The sequence below is a fragment of the Enterovirga sp. CN4-39 genome (assembly GCF_049446235.1).
GTDB lineage: Bacteria > Pseudomonadota > Alphaproteobacteria > Rhizobiales > Beijerinckiaceae > Enterovirga.
On record NZ_JBMSEF010000011.1, the window covers coordinates 1 to 18,635 of the forward strand.

The following is an 18,635-nucleotide window of genomic DNA, read 5'->3' on the forward strand; positions in this document are numbered from 1 at the left end:
GGGCCCGACGCGAGGCCGCGCGCGCGGCGGCGTCTGCCCGGCGCGCGGCCGCGCGCGAGGCTCGCTTGGCTCGCCGGCGGGTGCGCGGCCCCTACCTGGAGGCCTACAACCCGAATTACCGCTACGACCCGCCCTACGAGGCGAGGCGCTCGCGCCGGGCCTATGGCGAGTGGGTTTATCCGGAGGGGCCGGTCCGGAGCTATTCCTATGTCGAGCGGCGCCGCTACTACTCCGACGGCGCGGGCGGCTATTACGTGCGCCGCGCCCCGAATGGCGGCGGCGCGATCGGCGGGATCATCGGCTGGCTCGGCGGCGACGATTAGCGCCCCTCCGGCTTAGCCCCGGCGGAGAGGGCGCCCGCCCTCGTAGAGGATGACGGGCTTCGGGCCGGCGAAGCTGATCCCGAGATCGAATGTCGCCGCGCCGCTGGCGCGCCGGCCCGAGCCAGGGTTCGCCACCCGGTAATCGATGATCGACCGCACCGCGCAGCGGCGCGTATCGCCGTTGCAGATCACGTTCATCGATCCCGGCCTGTGCCGGTAGGAGCGGACCGGCCAGCGCCGTACGGCGCGCCGCTTCTCGGCCGCGAGACCGCGCCAATCCATGCTGCGGCCGTAGAAGGTGACGCGCGGCCCATACACATAGGGCACCCCGTCGATCGAGAGCTCGTCGCTGGACGACCAGACCGCCAGATAGCGATCCGCGATCACGGCCGAGCGCTGCTCCATCTCGGCGAGGCTCTGCGCCGCGGCCGGTGCGGCAAAGACCAGGGAGATCGCCGCAGCGGCGAGGCTGCGGAGGGCGGGAGACGGCATCGGCGGGCTCGGGATTGAGATTGGGATCGGATCCGGGATCAATGCCCGCGGGCGCGATTGGTGCCCCGAGGAGGCTCAGCCCGCGCCGAGGCTGCCGAGCCGCCTGAAAGAGGTGATCGGCCCGAAGGTCTTCTCGCGGATCCGGAGCTCGGCTTCCGCGAGCGGCTCCATGGCGACCGCCATGTGGTGTCCGTTGGCGTGCAGGAGCCATTTGTGGTCGAGCATGATGCCGACATGGCCACGCCAGAACACGAGGTCGCCCCGGATCAGGCCGGCAAGGTCGTGGCCGAGTTCGACCGGCTTTCCGAGAGCCTCCTCCTGCATGTCCGTGTCACGCGGCGCCGCGATGCCGGCCACCGCCAGCGACAGCTGCACGAGGCCGGAGCAATCCAGCCCGAGGCTCGTCTTGCCGCCCCACAGGTAGGGCGTGCCGATGAGCCGTTCCGCCACGAGCACGAAATCGTCCGCGAACGCATCGGCCTGGCCGAGATGCCCGGCGAAGACCCAGCCGCCCGTCGAGAGGCGCACATACTCGTTCCGCGCCTCGACGGGCGTCACGCCCGCCCCGAGGGACAGGAAGGCGGCATGCGGCAGCTTCAGGTTCGGGCCCGGATAGACGAAGGTCCGGACCGCCGTGACGCGATGAGTAGGAGCCGTAGCCGCGGGACTGAGCGCCTCGGTCGGGACATAGCCGACATAGCCGTCCGTCCCCAGCTGGGCCCAGGCATAGCCTTCGTTCTCGTCATAGACCGTGACGCTCTCGCCCATCAGCGCCTCGGTATCGAGCGGCGCATCCGGATAGGGCTCGCGGCGCAGCGGCGCGGACGGCGCGACCACCATCCTGGTCTCGCCCGCAACGTAGCGGGCCGCCTCGACGCGGCCGCGGAGCCTTTCGTCGGCAAGGTCCGGGCGTGCCGGCGTGAGGCGTCGGTCGAGGCTCGTCATCAATGCTCCAGCATGCAGGCCCGAGGTTAACGCCGGCCGTCACTCCGCCGGGTACCGCTCCTTGAGGAGCGCGTAGACCAGCCGCGCGGCCTGCACATCGCCGCCTTCCGGACGGCCCGGCTTGGCCGCAGGGTTCCATCCATAGATGTCGAAATGAAGGGATGCCTTCGCGTTCGTGACGAAGCGGGCGAGAAACAGGGCGGCCGTGATCGAGCCCGCAAAACCGCCGCTCGACACATTGTTCGTGTCGGCGATCTTGGAGGCGAGCATCTTGCCGTAGGGCACCCAGAGCGGCAGGCGCCACACGGGGTCCCGCACCTCGCGTGCATGACGGGCGACGGCATCCGCGAGGGCGTCGTCCTTCGTGTAGAAGGGCGGCAGTTCGGGGCCTAGCGCAACCCGGGCCGCGCCCGTCAGGGTCGCGAAATCCACCACGAGCTCCGGCGCGTCCTCGTCCGCGAGCGCCAGCGCATCCGCCAGGATCAGCCGGCCCTCCGCATCCGTGTTGCCGATCTCGACCGTCAGCCCCTTCCGGCTCCGCAGCACGTCGCCCGGCCGGAAGGAGGAGCCGGAGATCGCGTTCTCGACGGCCGGGATCAGCAGCCGCAGACGCAGCTTCAGGCGGGCGCCCATGATCATGTCGGCGAGCGCGAGCGCCGCGGCGGCGCCGCCCATGTCCTTCTTCATCAGCAGCATCGCGGAGGACGGCTTGATGTCGAGCCCGCCGGTGTCGAACGCGACGCCCTTGCCGACGAGCGCGACCAGCGGCGCACCCTCCTCGCCCCAGGTGAGGTCGATCAGGCGCGGCGCCCGGTCCGCGGCGCGGCCGACCGCGTGGATCATGGGCAGGTTCGCATCCAGCAGGTCGTCGCCGACCGTGACCCGGATCTCCGCCCCGTGCCGCTCCGCGACGCGGCGTGCCGCCTCCTCGATCCCGTCCGGCCCGAGGTCGTTGGCGGGCGTGTTGACGAGGTCGCGCCCCATGGCCACCGCCGCCGCGATCCGGCTCAGCTCCTCGCCGTCCACGCCCTCCGGCAGGACGAGGCGGACCTCCTTCGCGGGCGTCTCGCGGTAGCGCTCGAACCGGTAGGTCCCGAGCGCGAAGCCGAGGCAGGCGAGGGCGGGATCGCGGGGCGGCTCGGCGAAGCCGTACACGCCGTCCGGCAGGGAGGTCGCAAGCTTGGCCACTTCGAACGGATCGGCCTCCTCGCCCGGCTCCACGCCGAAGAGGACGCCCGCGAGCTCGCCTTCCGGACCGGGCAGGAGCGCGAGGCTTCCCGGCTTTCCGTCGAACCCCGTCGCTTCGGCGTAGCGGCGTGCGCCCGGCGGGAGCTCTGCCGCGACCGCGTCCCAGCCCTCCTTCGTGACCAGGCGGATCGGGATCGAGGCGTCCGCAGAGGACACGAAGGCAGGATGCAGCATGGCAGGTTTAACGCCGCGTTAGGGTTAACGATCTACGCCGAACGGAGGATTTCGCCGGGGTACCTTTCATGCCCGTCACCCCTCTGCAACCACTTCTCTCCGGCGCGCTTCGGACCGGCGCGGTCGCCGTCGTCGCGCTGTCGCTGGGCGGCTGCCTCGCCCGGGGGACGCCCGAGACGACCGGCTCGCTCCAGCGAACGGATGCGCCGGTCTCCGAAGCCAGCCTACGGCAATCCTCCGAAGCTTTGGGGCAGAAATTCGAGGCCAATCCCGCCGATGCCGATACGGCCATCGCCTATGCGGGAACGCTGCGGCGGCTCGGGCAGCACGCGCAGGCGGTGGCGGTGCTGCAGCAGGCCACGATCCGCAATCCACGCGCCCTCCCGGTCCTCGCCGCCTATGGCAAGGCGCTCGCCGAAGCGGGCCGCTTCCGGGAGGCCCAGGAGGTCCTCGCCAAGGCCCACCTGCCCGAGCGCCCCGATTGGCGCATCCTCTCCGTCCAGGGCACGGTCGCCGACCAGCTCGGCGACTTCCAGGGCGCGCAGCGCTATTACGAGGCGGCCCTCCGCATCGTCCCCGGCGAGCCCACGGTCCTGTCGAACCAGGGGCTGTCCTATGCGCTGGCCAAGCGCCTGCCGGAGGGCGAGGTCATCATGCGCCAGGCCGCCCTGCACCAGCGCGCCGACGGCCGCGTCCGGCAGAACCTCGCGCTCGTGCTCGGCCTGCAGGGCAAGTTCGCCGAGGCGGAGAGCGTCCTGAAGCAGGACATGCAGCCGCAGGAGGCGGCCCAGACCCTCGCCTCCATCAAGCGCATGATGGCGCAGCCGAACAGCTGGAAGGCGCTGCGGCAGCAGGCGGACGCGAAGCCGGCCGACGCCCGGAAGGCCGGCCAGAACGGCTGAAGCCCCGAGCCGCCGCCGGCTTGGACGCCGGCCCTCCGGATATCGACGCCGCTGATCGAGGACACGGCATGGGCTCCGGCGCGGTCACGAGGAGCGATGAGGGCGCACCCTTCGGCCGGGCGGGCCAAGCCCGTCTGCCCTGGCTCCTCGTCGGGGGAGCGAGCGCGCTCTCGTTGTTTCTCCTTGCCCACCCCTATTCGGGCATCATCCACGACGCCGAGCTCTATGTCGGTCGCGCCATGGCGGATGCCGACCCGAACGGCCTCGGGCGGGACATCTTCTTCGCCCACGAGGGGCAATCCGCGTTCAGCATCTACCCCCGCCTGAGCGGGGCCTTCCTGCGCGCCGTGGGGGCGGAACCGGGCGCCCTGATCCTGACCCTTGCCGGCCTCTGCGCCTGGTTCGCCGCGCTCGCCGTCTTCGCCGGCCAGTTGGCCAAGGGACGCCTGCTCTGGGCCTGCCTCGTCACGGCGGCGGTCGTGCCGAGCTATTACGGCCAGCTTTTCCGCTACGCCGAGCCATTCGCTACGCCGCGCCTTCCGGCCGAGGCACTCGTCCTGGCGGCACTCGCGGCCCTCTGCGCCGGCCGGAAATGGCTGGCGCTTTCCGTCCTTCTCCTTGCCGCGCTGGTTCACCCCATCATGGCCGTTCCCGGCCTGGCCGTCTGGGTGCTCGTGCAGGCGTATCGGGACCGGCGCTGGCTGCTGCTCGCCGGGGGCGGCGGCGCCGTCCTGGTGATGCTCGCGGGAGCGGCGGGGCTCCCGGTCGCCGAACGTCTCTTCCAGCTGATGGACCGGGACTGGGCGGATGCGCTCTCCGTCAACGCTTACCTCTTCCCGAGCCAGTGGCCCGACACCGCCTGGGCGGACATCGTCGTGCGCAGCGCGACGATCCTCGTCGCACTCCGCTTCGTGCGGCTGCCGATGGCGCGGGCGGTTCTCGGCGCGATCGTGATCGTTGGCGTTCTCGGCGTCGCGCTCACCCTGCTGGCGGCCGATCTCTGGATCGTGGTCCTGATCGTGCAGGCCCAGCCGTGGCGTGCGCTCTGGCTCGTCTGCCTTGCCGGCGCACTCACCTTTCCGATCGCCGCGCTCGGGCTGTGGCGACGGGGCAATGCGGGACAGGTTGCGCTTGCCTGCCTCGTCCTCGGCTGGCTCGCCTCGCCGCTCTCGTCGATCGGCGCCCTCGGTGCCGCGGCCGCTCTCCTCACCCTCGCGGCGGATCGGAAAAGGCCGGGCCTCTTCACCGAACGGGCACGGTGGATCGGCTTGGTCGCGGTCACGATCCTGGGAGCGCTCGTCCTCCTGCAGCGGCTTCTCGTCGTGCTTCCGGTCTGGTCGGCCAAGCCCCCCGGCGCCTCCATCCTCACCCATGTCTGGCTGTTCTGGATCTGGACGATCCCGGTCGTCCTGGCCGCGATCCTCCTGGCGGCACGGCGGAGTGCCGTCCCCCGAGCGGCCGCGGCCAGGGGAGCCCTCGTTCTCGCCGTCCTGGCGGCGATGATCTGGGACGACCGGCCCTCGTTCGCCCGCGTGGCCACCCGCTACCAGCCGGATTCGGAGCTGGTGCGGTTGCTGCCGCCCGGGCAGGGCGAGATCCTGTGGCTCAGGGGCGGAGCGACCTACGCCTGGAAGCTTGTCGGCCGCCCCAACTGGGCGAGCTACGCGCAGGGCGGCTCCATCGTGTTCTCGCGCGACCTCGGGATGATCTGGCGCGACCGCATGGACCGGCTCGTCGCATCGGGCCTCGCCAGCGAGGCGGACCGGTTTCCATGGGCCGGCAAGCCCGACGCCATCCTCGAGCCGACGCGGGCGGACATCGCGGGCTTCTGCCGCGCCCCCGACGCCCCGGTCGCCATCGTCGTTCCGGATGACGGCACCGTGCGCCTGCCGGAGGGGCTGAAGATGCGGACATACCGGCTTCCGGCGCCGAGCCAGGAGTTGCGGATGCGGCCGGAGGGCCTCGGATGGCAGAGCCTCGGGCAGGCCTTCGTCGTGCCCTGCTCGGCAGAGCGGCAGGGCGGCGCGCTTCGAGGCAGCGGCGCCGGCTGATTGCGGTCGAGGCCGCGGGGCGCGCGTGCTAGCAATCGCGGCCCGTTCCGACCGGAGAAGCCGAGTGACCGACTACGCGGACCTGCCTGCAACCGAACTGCTCCAGGCCTACGGGGCGGGCACGCTCTCGCCCGTGGATGTGGTGGAGGCCGTCATCCATCGCATCGAGCGATGCGAGCCGAAGCTCGCGGCCCTCTACGATTACCGCCCGGACGCCGCGGTCGCGGCCGCGCGCGAATCCGAGGCGCGCTGGCGCCGGGGCGAGGCGCGCGCGCTCGACGGGGTGCCGGTCACGATTAAGGAGAACATCGCCACGAAGGGCACGCCGATCCCGCTCGGCACGGCGGCGCGCGAGCTCGCGGCGGCTCCCGTCGACGCCCCGCCTTCCGCCAGGCTGCGCGAAGCGGGCGCAGTCCTCGTCGCCAAGACCACCATGCCCGATTACGGCATGCTCTCCTCCGGCACATCGAGCTTCCATCCGCTCACGCGCAACCCCTGGGACACGACGAAGAATCCCGGCGGCTCGTCCGCGGGCGCCGGCGCGGCCGCGGCCGCCGGCTACGGCCCGCTTCATGTCGGCACCGATATTGGCGGCTCCATCCGCCTCCCGGCCGGCTGGTGCGGCGTGTTCGGCCTGAAGCCGAGCTTCGGCCGGGTCCCGGTCGACCCGCCCTATTGGGGGCGGGTCGCCGGCCCGATGACCCGCAATGTCGCCGACGCGGCCCTGATGATGCGCGAGCTCTCCCGGCCGGACCCGCGCGACGGCATGAGCCTGCCGGCGGCCGATCTCGCCTGGGACGATCTCGACCTGAACCTGAAGGGCCTCCGCCTCGGGCTGCAGCTCGAAGCCGGCATCGGCATGAAGGTCGAGCCGGAGGTGCGCAGCGCCGTCGAGGCTGCAGCGCGGCTCTTCGAGGCGGCCGGTGCCACGATCGAGCCCGTCGGCCCGTTCCTGACCCGCGAGATGCTGGACGGGCTCGACATCTTCTGGCGGCAGCGCGCCTGGGCCGATATCGGCCCGCTGACGGAGGCAGAGCGGGCCAGGATCCTGCCTTACATCCTGACCTGGGCGGAGGGCGGACGCGACCTGTCGGGTGCCGATGTCTATCGCGGCATGAGCCAGATGGGTGCCATCCGGGATGCCGCGCTCCGGGCCACGCAGGGCTTCGACTTCGTGCTGTCGCCGGTCGCGCCCTGCCCGTCCTATCCGGCCGAGCTGCCGTCGCCGATCAACGATCCCGCGCGGCCCTTCGAGCATATCTGCTTCACGGTGCCGTATAACTTCTCCGAGCAGCCCGCCGCTTCCGTGAACGCGAGCTTCACGGCCTCCGGCCTGCCGATCGGGCTGCAGATCGCGGGGAGCCGCTTCGACGACCTCGGCGTCCTGCGCATGTCCGCGGCTTTCGAGCGGATGCGCGGGCCGCAGCCGCCCTGGCCCACCTGCTAGGGCCGCCGTCTAGGAAACGCCGTCGTAGAGTTCCGCGATCGGGATGGTGCAGCCGATCGCGGGCAGATCGAGCTCCGTGTCCGGCCCGATATGGTCGAGCCCCGTCCAGCGCCCGTCTTCCCCGCGCGAATAGAGCAGCACGTGCGGCGTATCCGGTTCGGCAATGAGGATGTGCCGCAAGGAGGCGAGCGCCTTGTACTCGTCGAGCTTGACGATCGTGTCGATCCGCTCGGTCGAAGGCGGCAGGACTTCGAGGACGAGAACGGGCTCGCTCGCCACGGCTGCGTTCGGATCGAGCGGTACGCACTGGACCGTGACGTCAGGCCTACGGAGGCTCCTCGCCCGTGTGCGAACCGCGATGTCCGCCGTCATCGGCCAGCAAGGACCGCCCCGCAAGCGGGATGCGAGGGCCACGATCGCATTGGTGACGACGCGATCGTGCCGCTGCGTGGCGCCCGTCATTCCCCGCGGAACGGGCCGGCCGTCGACCAGTTCGTAGAGCTCTCCCTGGCGCGTCTGCCAGTCGAGAAAGACCTCCACGCTCATCCGCGTCGGCGCAGCATCCGCCATTCGTCGCTCCGGCAAGACTTCGGCAAGTCTACCATGGTCGAGGCGCGGACGCTCGGCTGCCCGCACGGGATGCTTCAGGCTTCAAATTGTTGCTTGCGGCCGAGCCGCCGCTGTCCTCTGATGGACCGAGCGGAGGCGACGGGCTCAAGGCCCGGCAAGCTGAGGGGATCTCGGGAATGATTGCGCGCGTGTTGATGCTGTCGCTTGCGGCCGGCCTCGCCGTATCGGCGGCCGCGAAGGCCCAGGACGTGCCGACGATCCGGGTCGGGTTCACGATCCCGGCCGAGGAAGGCAAGTACACGATGATGCGCCGCCCGGCGGAATTCCCGGACCTGGGCAAGAGCTACAAGATCGAGTGGTCGCAGTTCCAGGGCACCTCCGCGATCAGCCAGGCCCTGGCGGCGGGCGCGATCGATTGCGGTACGCAGGGCGTGCTGCCGATCGCTCAGGGGACGGCCGCCGGCACGCTCGCGGTCGACATCGTCGCCCAGCATGTCGGCGAGAAGCCCGGCTCCTTCTCGGTCTACTGGGCCGTGAAGGAGGACAGCCCGATCAAGTCCGTCGCGGACCTCAAGGGCAAGACCGTCGGCATCTCCATCATCAACGGCGGCACGCAGGGGCCGTTCAACCTCATCCTGAAGAAGGCCGGGCTCGATCCGAACAAGGACATCAAGCTCGTCGAGGTGACCTTCCCGCTCGCCGAGGACGCCCTGCGCCAGGGCCGCGTCGATGCCGTGAACATGAACCAGCCCTTCGCGGCCCGGGCCGAGGGCAAGGGCGGCATCCGCAAGCTGTTCTCGCTGTCGGAGGCGCTGCCGAACATCGTCCATATCCTGGAGGCGTGCCGGAAGGACTTCCTGGCCCAGAAGCCGGAACTCGCCCGGATGTACGTGAAGGACCTCACGCTCGGCATGAAGAAGGCGCTCGAGAACCGCGAGCAGACCATGAAGGTCGTGTCCGAGATCATGAAGGTGCCGGTGCCGGTGCTCGACACCTACCTGCTCAAGGACAACGACTTCGCCCGCCGGCCGGACGCCTCGCCCGATTTCCCGGCCATCCAGGCGATGCTCGACACCTACCAGGCCGAGGGGCTGGTCTCGAAGAAGCTCAGCGCGAGCGACTTCAAGAACGACAAGGTCGTCGCGCCGATCCAGTAAGGCCTCCCGCCGGCCGGGAGGGAGCAAGAGCGCCGAGGTCTCCCCCGGCGCTCCGCCTGCTCGGGCCGATCCGGCTGCCGGCTAGGCCTGCTTCTTCGCGCCGCTCTCGCTCCCCTGGCCCGGCGAGGCCGGCCGGCCCGTGGCGCTCGCCTCGCCCTGCTCCTTCGCCCCGCGGGACGCGCCGCCATTCGTACCGGGCCCGCTGACCGCGATCCGCCGCGAGCGGTTCTGCTGGGCCGCCTTGGGCAGGGTCACCGTCAGGACGCCGTTCTCGAACCGCGCCTGGACCTTGCCGGGATCGGTCGGGAACGGAAGCTGCAGCGAGCGCTGGAAGGTGCCGTAGGAGCGCTCCACGAAGTGGAAGTTCTCCTTGTCCTCCTTCCGCTCGAGCTTCTTCTCGCCCCGGATGGTGAGCAGGTCGTCGTTCAGGTCCACCTGGATGTCCTGCTCGCTGACGCCGGGCAGCTCCGCCGTGACCCTGATCTCGTTGTCCGTCTCGCTCACGTTCATCTGCGGAGCGATCACGCTGGACATGCCACCCTGGCCCTGACCCGCAGCCGCCAGGCTGGTTCCGCGCATCACCTCGTCGAACAATCGGTTCACGTCCCGGTGCAAAGCCGAGAATGGGTCGGCTCCGAACAGGCCCCCGGACCGGAAAGGTATCAAGGATGCACGTGCCATATGCGCCTCCATCACGACCGGCATCGCCGGTCTGACTGGAACGCCGCCGCGGGCGATTCTGCTCCCCGGAACCGGCTTGCCGCGGCCGGGAAGAGGAGGGTACCGGCGTCTGGCCGCCGCCGCCTTCAGAGCTCCGACGATCGCTGCGAGAGCTCGGTCCTCAGCTGCCGGGCTGCCTCCGCCAGCGCCGGGTCTCGACGGCGGCGCGGCTGCGGAACCTCGACCCGGATCTCCGCCCCGATCCCGGCCGGCTTGCCGGTCAGGACGATGACGCGGTCGGCGAGATAGACGGCCTCGTCGATGTCGTGCGTCACGAACAGGACAGTGCGGCCCGTTGCGGCCCGAATGCGCAGGAGCTCGTCCTGCAGGAACTCGCGCGTGAAGGAATCGAGCGCCGAAAACGGCTCGTCCATGAGCAGGACGTCCGGCTCCACGGCGAGCGCCCGGGCGAGCGAGACGCGCTGGCGCTGGCCTCCCGAAAGCTGGTGCGGCCACCGGCCCGCGAGTTCGCCGAGCCCCACGAGGTCGAGCATGGCCTGCGCGCGGCGGCGCCGCTCCGCCCGGGAGATGCCGCTCCATTCGAGCCCGAACCCGACATTGGAGAGGACCCGGCGCCAGGGGAGCAGCCGGGAATCCTGGAACACCAGCGCCATCGGCGGGAGCCGCCGCGTCTCGGGCGGGCGCGCCGTCCCGTTCACCCGCACGCTGCCGGCGCTCGGCTTCGCAAGGTCGATGAGGACGCGCAACAGGGTCGACTTGCCGACGCCGGATTCGCCGACGATCGCCACAAACTCGCCGCGGGCGATCGAGAGATCGAGCCCGGAAAGGACCTGCGTGACCCGGCCCTCGCGCTCGTAGGCGAGGCCGAGGCCGCGGATCTCGATGACGGGGGCGGTCTCGGCAGCGCTCATGCCCGCCACCTCAGGAGCCGGTTCTGCGCCGCCACGAAGGCGGTGTCGATCAGCCCGTAGAGGCCCGCCATAGTCAGCATGTAGACGAGCACGATGTCGGTCGCGAGCAGGCTCGAGGCCTGCATCATGCGCTGGCCGACGCCCGGCACGCCGAAGATCTCGGCCGCCACCACGGCCATCCAGGCCTGGCCGAGCGCGGTCCGCAGCCCCACCATGATGCCCGGCGTCGCGGCCGGCAGCATGATCTTCACCAGCCGCGCGAAGGGGGAGCGGAACCCGAAGGCGCGCGCGACCTCGACGAGGTCGCGGTCGACGCCCCGGACCGCGCCCTGGGTGGCGAAGAACACGATCCAGAACACCCCGATCGCGATGATGAAGACCGCTGCCCGCGGCTCCACGCCGAACCAGATGATCGCGAACGGCACCCAGGCGAGGCCCGGGATCGGCCGCACGACACGCACCACCCAGGCGGTCGCGCTCTCGAAGACGTTGGACATCCCGGCGAAGATGCCGAGCAGCACCCCGAGTCCGGCCCCCGCGGCGAGGCCCTGCAGGTAATGCGTGAGGCTGGACGCGATCGCCTGCAGCCAGACGCCCGATGCGATCTCACGCATCAGCGCGGCCGGAACGGCCGAGGGAGGCGGCACGAGGGCCTGGTTGAGCAGGCCGAGCCGGGGCAGCGCCTCCCAGATCCCCAGGAAAGCGAGCAGCCCCGCCGCGGCCAGCGCCGTGCGGGCGAGGCGGTTCATCGATCCGTTGCTTCGACCACGAGATTGGGTCCGGTCCCGGACGGGACCGTAGATCATCGCGTAAACCGCCCTCGCGTTCCCACGCAACCTGACGGTGGTTGCCGAACGGCAACACTCTGGTAACGTGAACAGGTCTAAGATTGACTTGGGCCGGACATTTTCACGCCCGAATCCTTGTAGATTGATGGCCTCGGGTGCGGAGCGTCGCCCCTTCCGGAGACATCGCTGCATGGCGGAACTCGCCATCGATCCGACCGAAATCAGACCAGCAGGCCCCACCCGGGTCGAGCCTGCCAGGAGCCGGCGCCCCTTGCTCATTGCGGGCGGTGCCCTTCTCGGCTTCGCGGTCATCGGTGGAGCCGGCGCCGCCCTCGTTTCCAATCTGAGCATCCCGTCCAGCCTCTCGGGCCTCGCCTTCCTGCCCAAGCCGGACGAGCCGCGGCGGAGCGAGATCCGCATCGGCCGGCTGCCCGACATGCCGGAGATCCGCGACGGCGTGCCGGCGATCGTCGGGACGCAGCCCGTCCGCGTGGTCGAGACCGCGCCGCCGCCTCCTCCCATCGTCGCCCAGCAGGTCCCGACGGGTCCCCGGCCGGTGGCGGCCATGACCATCCCGGCGGCCAGCGTCGCGACGGCTCCGCTCCCGAGCAATTTCACCACGGGGCGGCCGCACTTCGTCGGAACATCGCAGCCGATGGCGTTCTCTCCCGCGGGGCGGATCCAGCCCGTCCCGGTTGCGGCCGAGCCGCCCCCCGCCGAGCCCCAGCCCGCCATGGCGGCTCTGCCTCCCGGGCCGCGGCCCGCGGAGGCCCAGCCTCCGGCGGCGGCCGAGCTCGCCAGGCTCACCCGCGAGCCGCCCAAGCCCGAGCCTGCCTCGACCGCCTCGGTGGCGGAAACGGTCGTTCCGCTTCCGCCTCGGGCACCGGCCCGCATGGCGGCGGCCCGCCCGCCCGAGGCGAGGCCCGTTCAGGAGGCGCGGCCCGAGCGGCCGGCGCCGAGGCCCGCCCAGCTCGCCGCCCGTCCGCCGGCCGCGCAGCCCGTCGCGGCGCCCGCCCCCGAGGGCGCGGTGCAGCCGGTGCCGCCCCCGGACGACCGGATCGAGTTCCTGGGCATGAAGCTGCCCAACGGCCGCGACCTGCAGAATGCCGTCTCCTCGATCGGGGATGCGCTGAGCCTGCCGAAATCCTTCTGACGACGGTTCCGGCGCTGGCCTCGGCCCGGCGCCTGACCTATTCCGGCGATGCGGGCATCCGGCCCGCTCAGCCGAGGAAGACGTGTCTCGCATCCTGACCGGTCGCGTGGTGATCGCGACCCACAATCCCGGCAAGCTGGCCGAAATGACCGAGCTGCTCGAGCCCTTCGGGGTCGAGACGGTCTCGGCCGGCGAACTCGGCCTGCCGGAGCCCGACGAGACCGGGACGATGTTCGCCGAGAACGCCTCCATCAAGGCGCGGGCGGCCGCGCGGGCCTCCGGGCTGCCGGCCTTCTCGGACGATTCCGGTGTCTGCGTCGAGGCGCTGGACGGAGCGCCCGGGCTGTTCTCGGCGCGCTGGGCCGGCCCGGAGAAGGATTTCGCGGCCGCCATGGGCCGCATCGAGGACGAGCTCGCCCGCCGGGGCGCAAGCTCGTCCGCGGCCCGGCGGGCGCATTTCGTGTCGGCGCTCGTCGTGGCCTGGCCGGACGGCCATGAGGAGCTGTTCGAGGGCCGCATCCACGGCGAACTCGTCTGGCCGCCGCGCGGGGGGCGCGGCTTCGGCTACGACCCGATGTTCCTCCCGGAGGGCCACGACCGGACCTTCGGGGAGATGTCCTCGGAGGAGAAGCACGGCATCGACTGGCAGTCCCCCGCCCCGCAGCCGCTCTCCCACCGGGCCCGCGCCTTCCTGGCGCTGTCGCAGGCCTGCCTGCGGCCAGGCGGCTGAAGCCGCTTGTCTTTCGGCCGCAAGCCTCCCATCCTTGCGGCATGACGAAGCCGGTCGCGAACAGGAAGACGCGGAGCAATCCGGCCCCCAAGCCGCGCATGGATGTCGACCTGTCGACGTCCCGCGGCGTCGAGCCGCTCCTCGCGGCTTCGGCCGAGGCCTGGGCGAAGATGGATCACTCGCCGGAGGCCGCCCGCGCCCGCCTCCGCAAGCTCGGCATCCTTACGGCATCGGGCAAGCTCACCAAGCGCTTCGCGACGCCGAAGGGCTGAGTGCACCGCCTAACCTCCCACTTCGTCCTAGGCTATCACGGCTGCGACCACGCTGTAGCCGAGCGCCTCCTCGCAGGTGAGCCGTTTCACCCGAGCGATAAGGAATGGGATTGGCTGGGACCCGGGATCTACTTCTGGGAGGCCAATCCGGAGCGCGGGCTCGATTGGGCGACCGAACTCGAGGCCGCCTCGAAGATCGAGACCCCAGCGGTAGTCGGAGCGGTCATCGACCTCGGTCTATGCCTCGATATGACGACCCAAGGCGCTATCCAGCTGGTCCTTGACGCCTATCACAAGCTTACCGCCGACCTCGCCGTCGCAGGCGTCCCGCTTCCCACGAACGGTAAGACCCTGCTGGCGCGACGGCTCGACTGCGCGGTGATCCGCCGGGTTCACGCGATCCTCGAGTTGCAGAGCGTTAAGCTCGACAGCGTTCGCGGCGTGTTCACGGAAGGCGCTCCGGTCTATCCGGGCGCCGGGTTCGACGCCAAGACGCACATCCAGCTCTGCGTCTGCGACCCAGCCTGCATCAAGGGCGTGTTCCGGGTGAATCCGTCACGCCTGTGAAGCCCCCTCCCGCAGCAGGGCGTCGAGATCGAGCCGGCGCGTGAACATGGCGAGACGCCCGTCCGCCTCGACGGGCCACATCTCGCGCGGGCGATCCCAGTAGAGCTCGACCCCGTTCTGGTCCGGATCGCGCAGGTACAGCGCCTCGCTGACCCCGTGGTCGGAGGCGCCGTCCAGCGGAATGCCGGCCGCCGCGACGCGGCGCAGGGCATCGGCGAGCGCCGCCCGGGTCGGGTAGAGGATGGCGGTGTGGAAGAGGCCCGTCGTGCCGGGAGGCGGCGGCGAGCCGCCGAGGCTCTCCCAGGTGTTCAGCCCGATGTGATGGTGGTAGCCGCCGGCCGAGATGAAGGCCGCCTGCGCGCCGTAGCGCTGGATCAGCGCGAAACCCAGCACGCCGCAATAGAAGCCGAGCGCGCGGTCGAGATCGGCCACCTTCAGGTGCACATGGCCGATCCGCACGCCGGGATCGATCGGAGGGCTCGGCGATAGGATCGGGTTGAGGGGCTCGGTCATGCGCCTTCTCCGCGGCTGGTCGTGCCGTGGAGGTGACGCCCGGGCGCGCTCCAGGCAAGCCGCATGCGCGCAAGCGCCCGCTTGCGGGCGAGCGCAGGCTCCCCGGCCTACTCCGTGCTGGAGCCGCGCAGGTAGGTCGGGTGCTTCTGCAGCCCGAACAGGGCCGTCACGAACGCGATGGCGCACATCACGGTCACGTACCAGTAGAACCAGGTCTCGTGGCCGGCATCCTTGAACGTCAGGGCCACCGCCTCGGCCGAGCCGCCGAAGATCGCGTTGGCCAGCGCATAGGAGAGGCCGACCCCGAGCGCCCGGACCTCCGCCGGGAACATCTCGGCTTTCACCACGCCGCTGATGGAGGTGTAGAAGGACACGATCGCGAGCGCGGCCACGATCAGGAAATAGGCCGCGACCGGGCTCTGGACGCTGCCGATCGCGTACATCAGCGGCACCGTGCACAAGGTCGCGAGCCCGCCGAACAGCAGCATCGAGGTCTTGCGGCCGATCCGATCCGAGAGCGCCCCGAATGGCGGCTGCAGGCACATATAGGTGAACAGGACGGCCGTCATGACGACGTTGGCCGTCTCCTTCGGCATCTGCGCCGTGTTCACCAGATACTTCTGCATGTAGGTCGTGAACGTGTAGAAGATCAGCGATCCGCCGGCCGTGTAGCCGAGCACCGTCATGAAGGCGCGCGGATGCTGGCGGAAGATCGCTCTCAACGAGCCGGCCTCCTTGCGGGCGCGGGTCGCTTCCGACGACGTCTCGGTCAGCGACCGGCGCAGGTAGAAGGCGATCACGGCCGCGCCGGCGCCGATGAAGAACGGCACCCGCCAGCCCCATGCCCGCATCTCGGCGTCGCTCAGGACGAGTTCGAGCAGGACGATCACCAGCGAGGCGAGGAGCTGCCCGCCGATCAGCGTCACGTACTGGAAGGACCCGAAGAAGCCCCGCCGCCCGGCGAGCGCCACCTCGCTCATATAGGTCGCGGCCGTCCCGTACTCGCCGCCGACCGACAGCCCCTGCACCATGCGGAAGACGAGCAGCAGGATCGGCGCCGCGATCCCGATCGTCGCATAGGTCGGCAGGCACCCGATCGCGAGCGATCCGGCGCACATCATCAGCACCGAGATCATCATGGAGGTCTTGCGGCCGTAGCGGTCCGCGATCCAGCCGAAGAGCCAGCCGCCGACCGGCCGCATGAGGAAGCCGATCGCGAAGACGGCCGCCGAATAGAGAAGCTGGGTGGTCTGGTCGCTCTGGGCGATGAAGCCGAAGAAGGCGGAGGAGAAATAGAGCGCCGTGAACGCGTAGGCGTAGAAGTCGAACCATTCGACGAGGTTGCCGGACGAGCTGCCGATGATGGCCCGGATACGATTGCGGGTATCGTGCTCGTCGACCGCCGGTTGTGCGGCTCCGGCGATGCCGGCCTGCGCCACGCTGCTCATGAGGCTCTCCGAACACGGTGCTGACCCTGTCCGGGAGCAGCTGAACTCAACGCGTTCGGGTTGTTATGAGTGCCACCGGCGTGGAGAAACCCAGTAGCGAGGTCGGCCACCTGCGCGTCCAGCGCATGGCTCGACCAGAATGCCCCTACTCCCCGCCGTCAAACGCAGGGCTGGCGAGGCTTTCGGAACAGGCTCAATCGTCCCGATGCACGCGCTCGTTGCGCTCGTGGCGTTCCTGGGCCTCGATCGACAGGGTCGCTATCGGCCTCGCTTCGAGGCGGCGCAGCGAGATCGGCTCGCCGGTCTCCTCGCAATAGCCGTAGGTCCCCTCCTCGATCCGCGAGATCGCGGCGTCGATCTTGGCGATCAGCTTGCGCTGTCGATCCCGGGCCCGCAGCTCGATCGCTCTGTCCGTTTCCGACGAAGCGCGATCCGCGAGATCGGGATGGTTCGGGTTTTCGCTCTGCAGGGCGACCAATGTCTCCTGTGATTCGCGAAGGATATCCAGCTTCCACTGGGAGAGCTTGCGGCGGAAATACTCGCGCTGCCGCTCGTTCATGAAGGGTTCCGTGTCTTCGGGACGGTACCCCTGGAGCTCAGTCGACTTCACCATCAGCCCCTCTGACCTTGAAGCCGCTTCGTTGCGGTTTGTTCGGGGGCCTATATTCCAAACACGAAACGCCGACAACGGGTGTTGGCTTGTCCGATCGCCCGGCGAAAAGGCAGAGCGGGGCCAAGTTTTCGGCAACCGCGCAAATCCGTCACAACGGATGCGAGAAGGCGCCCCGCCATCGGGGTCATGCCGAATGGACGAGCTCTCCCATCACGTAGGTAGCCCGCACGGCGCGATCATCCCCCATCGTGGTCAGGAGAAAGAGCTCCTCCTCGATCGTCCTGACCCGTTCCAGCCGGCGCGCCGTCGCGGGCGTCGCACCAGCATCGAGGACGACCGCGTCGCATTCGTGCCCCGGCGCGAAGGAGCCGACCAGGCGGTCGAGCCCGAGCGCGACCGCATTGCCCAGGGTCATGGCGTGGAAGGCCGAATCGGGCGTGAGCGTCTGGCCCTGGAGGTGCAGCACCTTGTAGGCCTCGCCCATCGTGGCCAGCATCGAATAGCTAGTGCCGCCCCCGATATCGGTCGCGACCGCGACCCTCACGGGGTGCCGGGGATCCCGCATCCGGCCCCAGTCGAAGAGCCCGCTGCCCAGGAAGGTGTTCGAGGTCGGGCAGAAGACCGCCACGGCATCACGCGCGTGGAACAGCGCGAACTCCTCCTCCGTGAGGTGGAGGCAATGCCCCATGAGCGAGCGCGGCCCGAGCAGCCCGAAGCGATCGTAGACGGAGGCGTAGTCCCGGTCGGCGGGATAGAGCGCCGCGACCGCCTCGATCTCGCGCAGGTTCTCGGAGATATGCGTCTGGACGAGGCAGTCCGGATGCTCGCGTGCCAGCTGGCCGGCCGCTTCGAGCTGCGCCTCGGTGGAGGTCAGGGCGAAACGCGGCGAGATGGCGTAGATCTGCCGGCCGCGGCCGTGCCAGCGCTCGATCAGGGCCTTCGTGTCGCGGTAGCCGCTCTCGGCGGTATCGACCAGGCCGGGCGGCGCGCCGCGATCCATCATCACCTTGCCGGCCGCCATCCGGGTGCCGCGCCGTTCCGATTCGGCGAAGAGCGCCTCCGCCGAACCCGGATGGACGGTGCCATAGACGCAGGCCGTCGTGGTGCCGTTCCTGAGCAGCTCGTCGAGGAAAAAGCGCGCGCCCGCCTCCGCATGAGCGGGATCGGCGAAGAGCTGCTCCTCCACGAAGGTGTAGCGCTCCAGCCAGTCGAGCAGGGTCGCCCCGAAGGAGGCCACAACCTGCGTCTGCGGGTAGTGGATATGCGCGTCGATGAAGCCGGGTGCGACGATGTGTGGCCGGTGGTCGGCCACCGGGGTCCCGGCCGGCAGCCCGGGCAGGAGGTCCGCCGCCTCGCCGACGGCCGCCACGATGCCGTTCTCGACCACGAGGAGGCCATCCTCGAGATACCGCCTCGCGGCGGCGCCTTCGGTTGCGGGATCGGCCACGTACCAGAGGAGCCTGCCCCGGATTGCCTTGATCATCTCTGGCCGGCTCGCTGTCCCGCACGCCCGGGCAGATTAAGAAGGCCCAGGCGCCGCAAGCCAACCCCTCCGGTCCACATCGGTTTGAATGCTTCCCTTGCCCCGGACCGACTTGGCAGGGCATGTTCCGCCGAATATCGAGCCGAGTTGCGGCGGGCGGTCGTCGC

At 70.2% G+C, this 18,635-nt stretch carries 20 protein-coding genes; 9 read left to right on the forward strand and 11 right to left on the reverse strand.

Annotation, left to right across the window (positions count from 1 at the left end; translation table 11 throughout):
* A partial coding sequence (locus ACO2SS_RS17650; RefSeq protein WP_423279079.1) for a hypothetical protein occupies positions 1 to 323 on the forward strand: 323 nt, incomplete at its 5' end.
* A gap of 12 nt (positions 324 to 335) precedes the next feature.
* Here the strand turns inward: ACO2SS_RS17650 and ACO2SS_RS17655 are convergent.
* From ACO2SS_RS17655 to ACO2SS_RS17665, 3 genes are all read right to left on the reverse strand, one after another.
* Complete coding sequence (locus tag ACO2SS_RS17655) at positions 336 to 815, reverse strand: hypothetical protein (RefSeq protein WP_423279080.1); 480 nt, start codon at positions 813 to 815, stop codon at positions 336 to 338.
* A 75-nt stretch (positions 816 to 890) separates the two neighbouring features.
* Positions 891 to 1,763, reverse strand: a complete 873-nt coding sequence (locus tag ACO2SS_RS17660) for a C40 family peptidase (protein ID WP_423279081.1) — start codon at positions 1,761 to 1,763, stop codon at positions 891 to 893.
* 36 nt (positions 1,764 to 1,799) lie between these two features.
* Positions 1,800 to 3,182, reverse strand: coding sequence for a leucyl aminopeptidase family protein (locus tag ACO2SS_RS17665; RefSeq protein ID WP_423279082.1), 1,383 nt, complete (start codon positions 3,180 to 3,182; stop codon positions 1,800 to 1,802).
* A gap of 68 nt (positions 3,183 to 3,250) precedes the next feature.
* On the opposite strand from ACO2SS_RS17665, the gene ACO2SS_RS17670 reads away from it, so the two are divergent.
* From ACO2SS_RS17670 to ACO2SS_RS17680, 3 genes are all read left to right on the forward strand, one after another.
* The gene (locus ACO2SS_RS17670) at positions 3,251 to 4,084 is read left to right on the forward strand and encodes a tetratricopeptide repeat protein (RefSeq protein WP_423279083.1); all 834 of its coding nucleotides are present in this window, start codon (positions 3,251 to 3,253) and stop codon (positions 4,082 to 4,084) included.
* Positions 4,085 to 4,152: 68 nt separating this feature from the next.
* A complete protein-coding gene (locus tag ACO2SS_RS17675; RefSeq protein WP_423279084.1) occupies positions 4,153 to 6,135 on the forward strand; it encodes a hypothetical protein in 1,983 nt (660 codons plus the stop codon).
* A 64-nt stretch (positions 6,136 to 6,199) separates the two neighbouring features.
* Complete coding sequence (locus ACO2SS_RS17680) at positions 6,200 to 7,582, forward strand: amidase (protein ID WP_423279085.1); 1,383 nt, start codon at positions 6,200 to 6,202, stop codon at positions 7,580 to 7,582.
* 9 nt (positions 7,583 to 7,591) lie between these two features.
* Here ACO2SS_RS17680 and ACO2SS_RS17685 read toward each other — a convergent pair whose 3' ends face one another.
* Positions 7,592 to 8,152: a Uma2 family endonuclease gene (locus tag ACO2SS_RS17685; RefSeq protein ID WP_423279086.1), complete on the reverse strand. Its 561-nt coding sequence runs from the start codon at positions 8,150 to 8,152 to the stop codon at positions 7,592 to 7,594.
* A gap of 176 nt (positions 8,153 to 8,328) precedes the next feature.
* On the opposite strand from ACO2SS_RS17685, the gene ACO2SS_RS17690 reads away from it, so the two are divergent.
* Positions 8,329 to 9,309, forward strand: a complete 981-nt coding sequence (locus tag ACO2SS_RS17690) for an ABC transporter substrate-binding protein (RefSeq protein WP_423279087.1) — start codon at positions 8,329 to 8,331, stop codon at positions 9,307 to 9,309.
* 81 nt (positions 9,310 to 9,390) lie between these two features.
* Here the strand turns inward: ACO2SS_RS17690 and ACO2SS_RS17695 are convergent, their stop codons facing one another.
* The 3 genes from ACO2SS_RS17695 to ACO2SS_RS17705 form a co-directional block, all read right to left on the reverse strand.
* Positions 9,391 to 9,990: an Hsp20/alpha crystallin family protein gene (locus ACO2SS_RS17695; protein WP_423279088.1), complete on the reverse strand. Its 600-nt coding sequence runs from the start codon at positions 9,988 to 9,990 to the stop codon at positions 9,391 to 9,393.
* A gap of 125 nt (positions 9,991 to 10,115) precedes the next feature.
* Complete coding sequence (locus ACO2SS_RS17700; RefSeq protein ID WP_423279089.1) at positions 10,116 to 10,901, reverse strand: ABC transporter ATP-binding protein; 786 nt, start codon at positions 10,899 to 10,901, stop codon at positions 10,116 to 10,118.
* Positions 10,898 to 11,650 carry an ABC transporter permease gene (locus ACO2SS_RS17705; protein WP_423279090.1) on the reverse strand — a complete coding sequence of 251 codons (753 nt, stop codon included), beginning with the start codon at positions 11,648 to 11,650 and terminating at the stop codon, positions 10,898 to 10,900. The genes ACO2SS_RS17700 and ACO2SS_RS17705 overlap by 4 nt, the downstream gene beginning before the upstream one ends.
* A 229-nt stretch (positions 11,651 to 11,879) precedes the next feature.
* Between ACO2SS_RS17705 and ACO2SS_RS17710 the strand changes: the two genes are divergently transcribed.
* The 4 genes from ACO2SS_RS17710 (at position 11,880) to ACO2SS_RS17725 (ending at position 14,411) form a co-directional block, all read left to right on the forward strand.
* Complete coding sequence (locus ACO2SS_RS17710; RefSeq protein ID WP_423279091.1) at positions 11,880 to 12,842, forward strand: hypothetical protein; 963 nt, start codon at positions 11,880 to 11,882, stop codon at positions 12,840 to 12,842.
* 82 nt (positions 12,843 to 12,924) lie between these two features.
* Complete coding sequence (rdgB, locus tag ACO2SS_RS17715) at positions 12,925 to 13,572, forward strand: RdgB/HAM1 family non-canonical purine NTP pyrophosphatase (protein WP_423279092.1); 648 nt, start codon at positions 12,925 to 12,927, stop codon at positions 13,570 to 13,572.
* 41 nt (positions 13,573 to 13,613) lie between these two features.
* The gene (locus ACO2SS_RS17720) at positions 13,614 to 13,844 is read left to right on the forward strand and encodes a hypothetical protein (RefSeq protein WP_423279093.1); all 231 of its coding nucleotides are present in this window, start codon (positions 13,614 to 13,616) and stop codon (positions 13,842 to 13,844) included.
* On the forward strand, positions 13,845 to 14,411 hold the full coding sequence (locus tag ACO2SS_RS17725) for a hypothetical protein (protein WP_423279094.1): 567 nt from the start codon (positions 13,845 to 13,847) through the stop codon (positions 14,409 to 14,411).
* Here ACO2SS_RS17725 and ACO2SS_RS17730 read toward each other — a convergent pair.
* The 4 genes from ACO2SS_RS17730 to guaD all read right to left on the reverse strand — a co-directional run bounded on the left by ACO2SS_RS17730 (position 14,400) and on the right by guaD (position 18,468).
* Complete coding sequence (locus ACO2SS_RS17730) at positions 14,400 to 14,924, reverse strand: VOC family protein (RefSeq protein ID WP_423279095.1); 525 nt, start codon at positions 14,922 to 14,924, stop codon at positions 14,400 to 14,402. The genes ACO2SS_RS17725 and ACO2SS_RS17730 overlap by 12 nt on opposite strands.
* Positions 14,925 to 15,031: 107 nt before the next feature.
* A complete protein-coding gene (locus ACO2SS_RS17735; RefSeq protein WP_423279096.1) occupies positions 15,032 to 16,372 on the reverse strand; it encodes an MFS family transporter in 1,341 nt (446 codons plus the stop codon).
* Positions 16,373 to 16,565: 193 nt separating this feature from the next.
* Positions 16,566 to 16,985, reverse strand: coding sequence for an RNA polymerase-binding protein DksA (gene dksA, locus ACO2SS_RS17740; RefSeq protein WP_423279097.1), 420 nt, complete (start codon positions 16,983 to 16,985; stop codon positions 16,566 to 16,568).
* A 184-nt stretch (positions 16,986 to 17,169) separates the two neighbouring features.
* Positions 17,170 to 18,468 (reverse strand): guanine deaminase, encoded by a 1,299-nt coding sequence (guaD, locus tag ACO2SS_RS17745; RefSeq protein ID WP_423279098.1) that lies wholly within the window; start codon positions 18,466 to 18,468, stop codon positions 17,170 to 17,172.
* Positions 18,469 to 18,635: the final 167 nt, after the last annotated feature.

What these genes read in the sequence shown, in the direction of transcription:
- ACO2SS_RS17655 (WP_423279080.1), bottom strand. Translation starts at nt 815, where the DNA reads ATGCCGTCTCCCGCCCTCCGCAGCCTCGCCGCTGCGGCGATCTCCCTG.
- ACO2SS_RS17665 (WP_423279082.1), bottom strand. Translation starts at nt 3,182, where the DNA reads ATGCTGCATCCTGCCTTCGTGTCCTCTGCGGACGCCTCGATCCCGATC.
- ACO2SS_RS17670 (WP_423279083.1), top strand. Translation starts at nt 3,251, where the DNA reads ATGCCCGTCACCCCTCTGCAACCACTTCTCTCCGGCGCGCTTCGGACC.
- ACO2SS_RS17675 (WP_423279084.1), top strand. Translation starts at nt 4,153, where the DNA reads ATGGGCTCCGGCGCGGTCACGAGGAGCGATGAGGGCGCACCCTTCGGC.
- ACO2SS_RS17685 (WP_423279086.1), bottom strand. Translation starts at nt 8,152, where the DNA reads ATGGCGGATGCTGCGCCGACGCGGATGAGCGTGGAGGTCTTTCTCGAC.
- ACO2SS_RS17690 (WP_423279087.1), top strand. Translation starts at nt 8,329, where the DNA reads ATGATTGCGCGCGTGTTGATGCTGTCGCTTGCGGCCGGCCTCGCCGTA.
- ACO2SS_RS17695 (WP_423279088.1), bottom strand. Translation starts at nt 9,990, where the DNA reads ATGGCACGTGCATCCTTGATACCTTTCCGGTCCGGGGGCCTGTTCGGA.
- ACO2SS_RS17700 (WP_423279089.1), bottom strand. Translation starts at nt 10,901, where the DNA reads ATGAGCGCTGCCGAGACCGCCCCCGTCATCGAGATCCGCGGCCTCGGC.
- ACO2SS_RS17705 (WP_423279090.1), bottom strand. Translation starts at nt 11,650, where the DNA reads ATGAACCGCCTCGCCCGCACGGCGCTGGCCGCGGCGGGGCTGCTCGCT.
- ACO2SS_RS17710 (WP_423279091.1), top strand. Translation starts at nt 11,880, where the DNA reads ATGGCGGAACTCGCCATCGATCCGACCGAAATCAGACCAGCAGGCCCC.
- ACO2SS_RS17720 (WP_423279093.1), top strand. Translation starts at nt 13,614, where the DNA reads ATGACGAAGCCGGTCGCGAACAGGAAGACGCGGAGCAATCCGGCCCCC.
- ACO2SS_RS17730 (WP_423279095.1), bottom strand. Translation starts at nt 14,924, where the DNA reads ATGACCGAGCCCCTCAACCCGATCCTATCGCCGAGCCCTCCGATCGAT.
- ACO2SS_RS17735 (WP_423279096.1), bottom strand. Translation starts at nt 16,372, where the DNA reads ATGAGCAGCGTGGCGCAGGCCGGCATCGCCGGAGCCGCACAACCGGCG.
- dksA (WP_423279097.1), bottom strand. Translation starts at nt 16,985, where the DNA reads ATGGTGAAGTCGACTGAGCTCCAGGGGTACCGTCCCGAAGACACGGAA.
- guaD (WP_423279098.1), bottom strand. Translation starts at nt 18,468, where the DNA reads ATGATCAAGGCAATCCGGGGCAGGCTCCTCTGGTACGTGGCCGATCCC.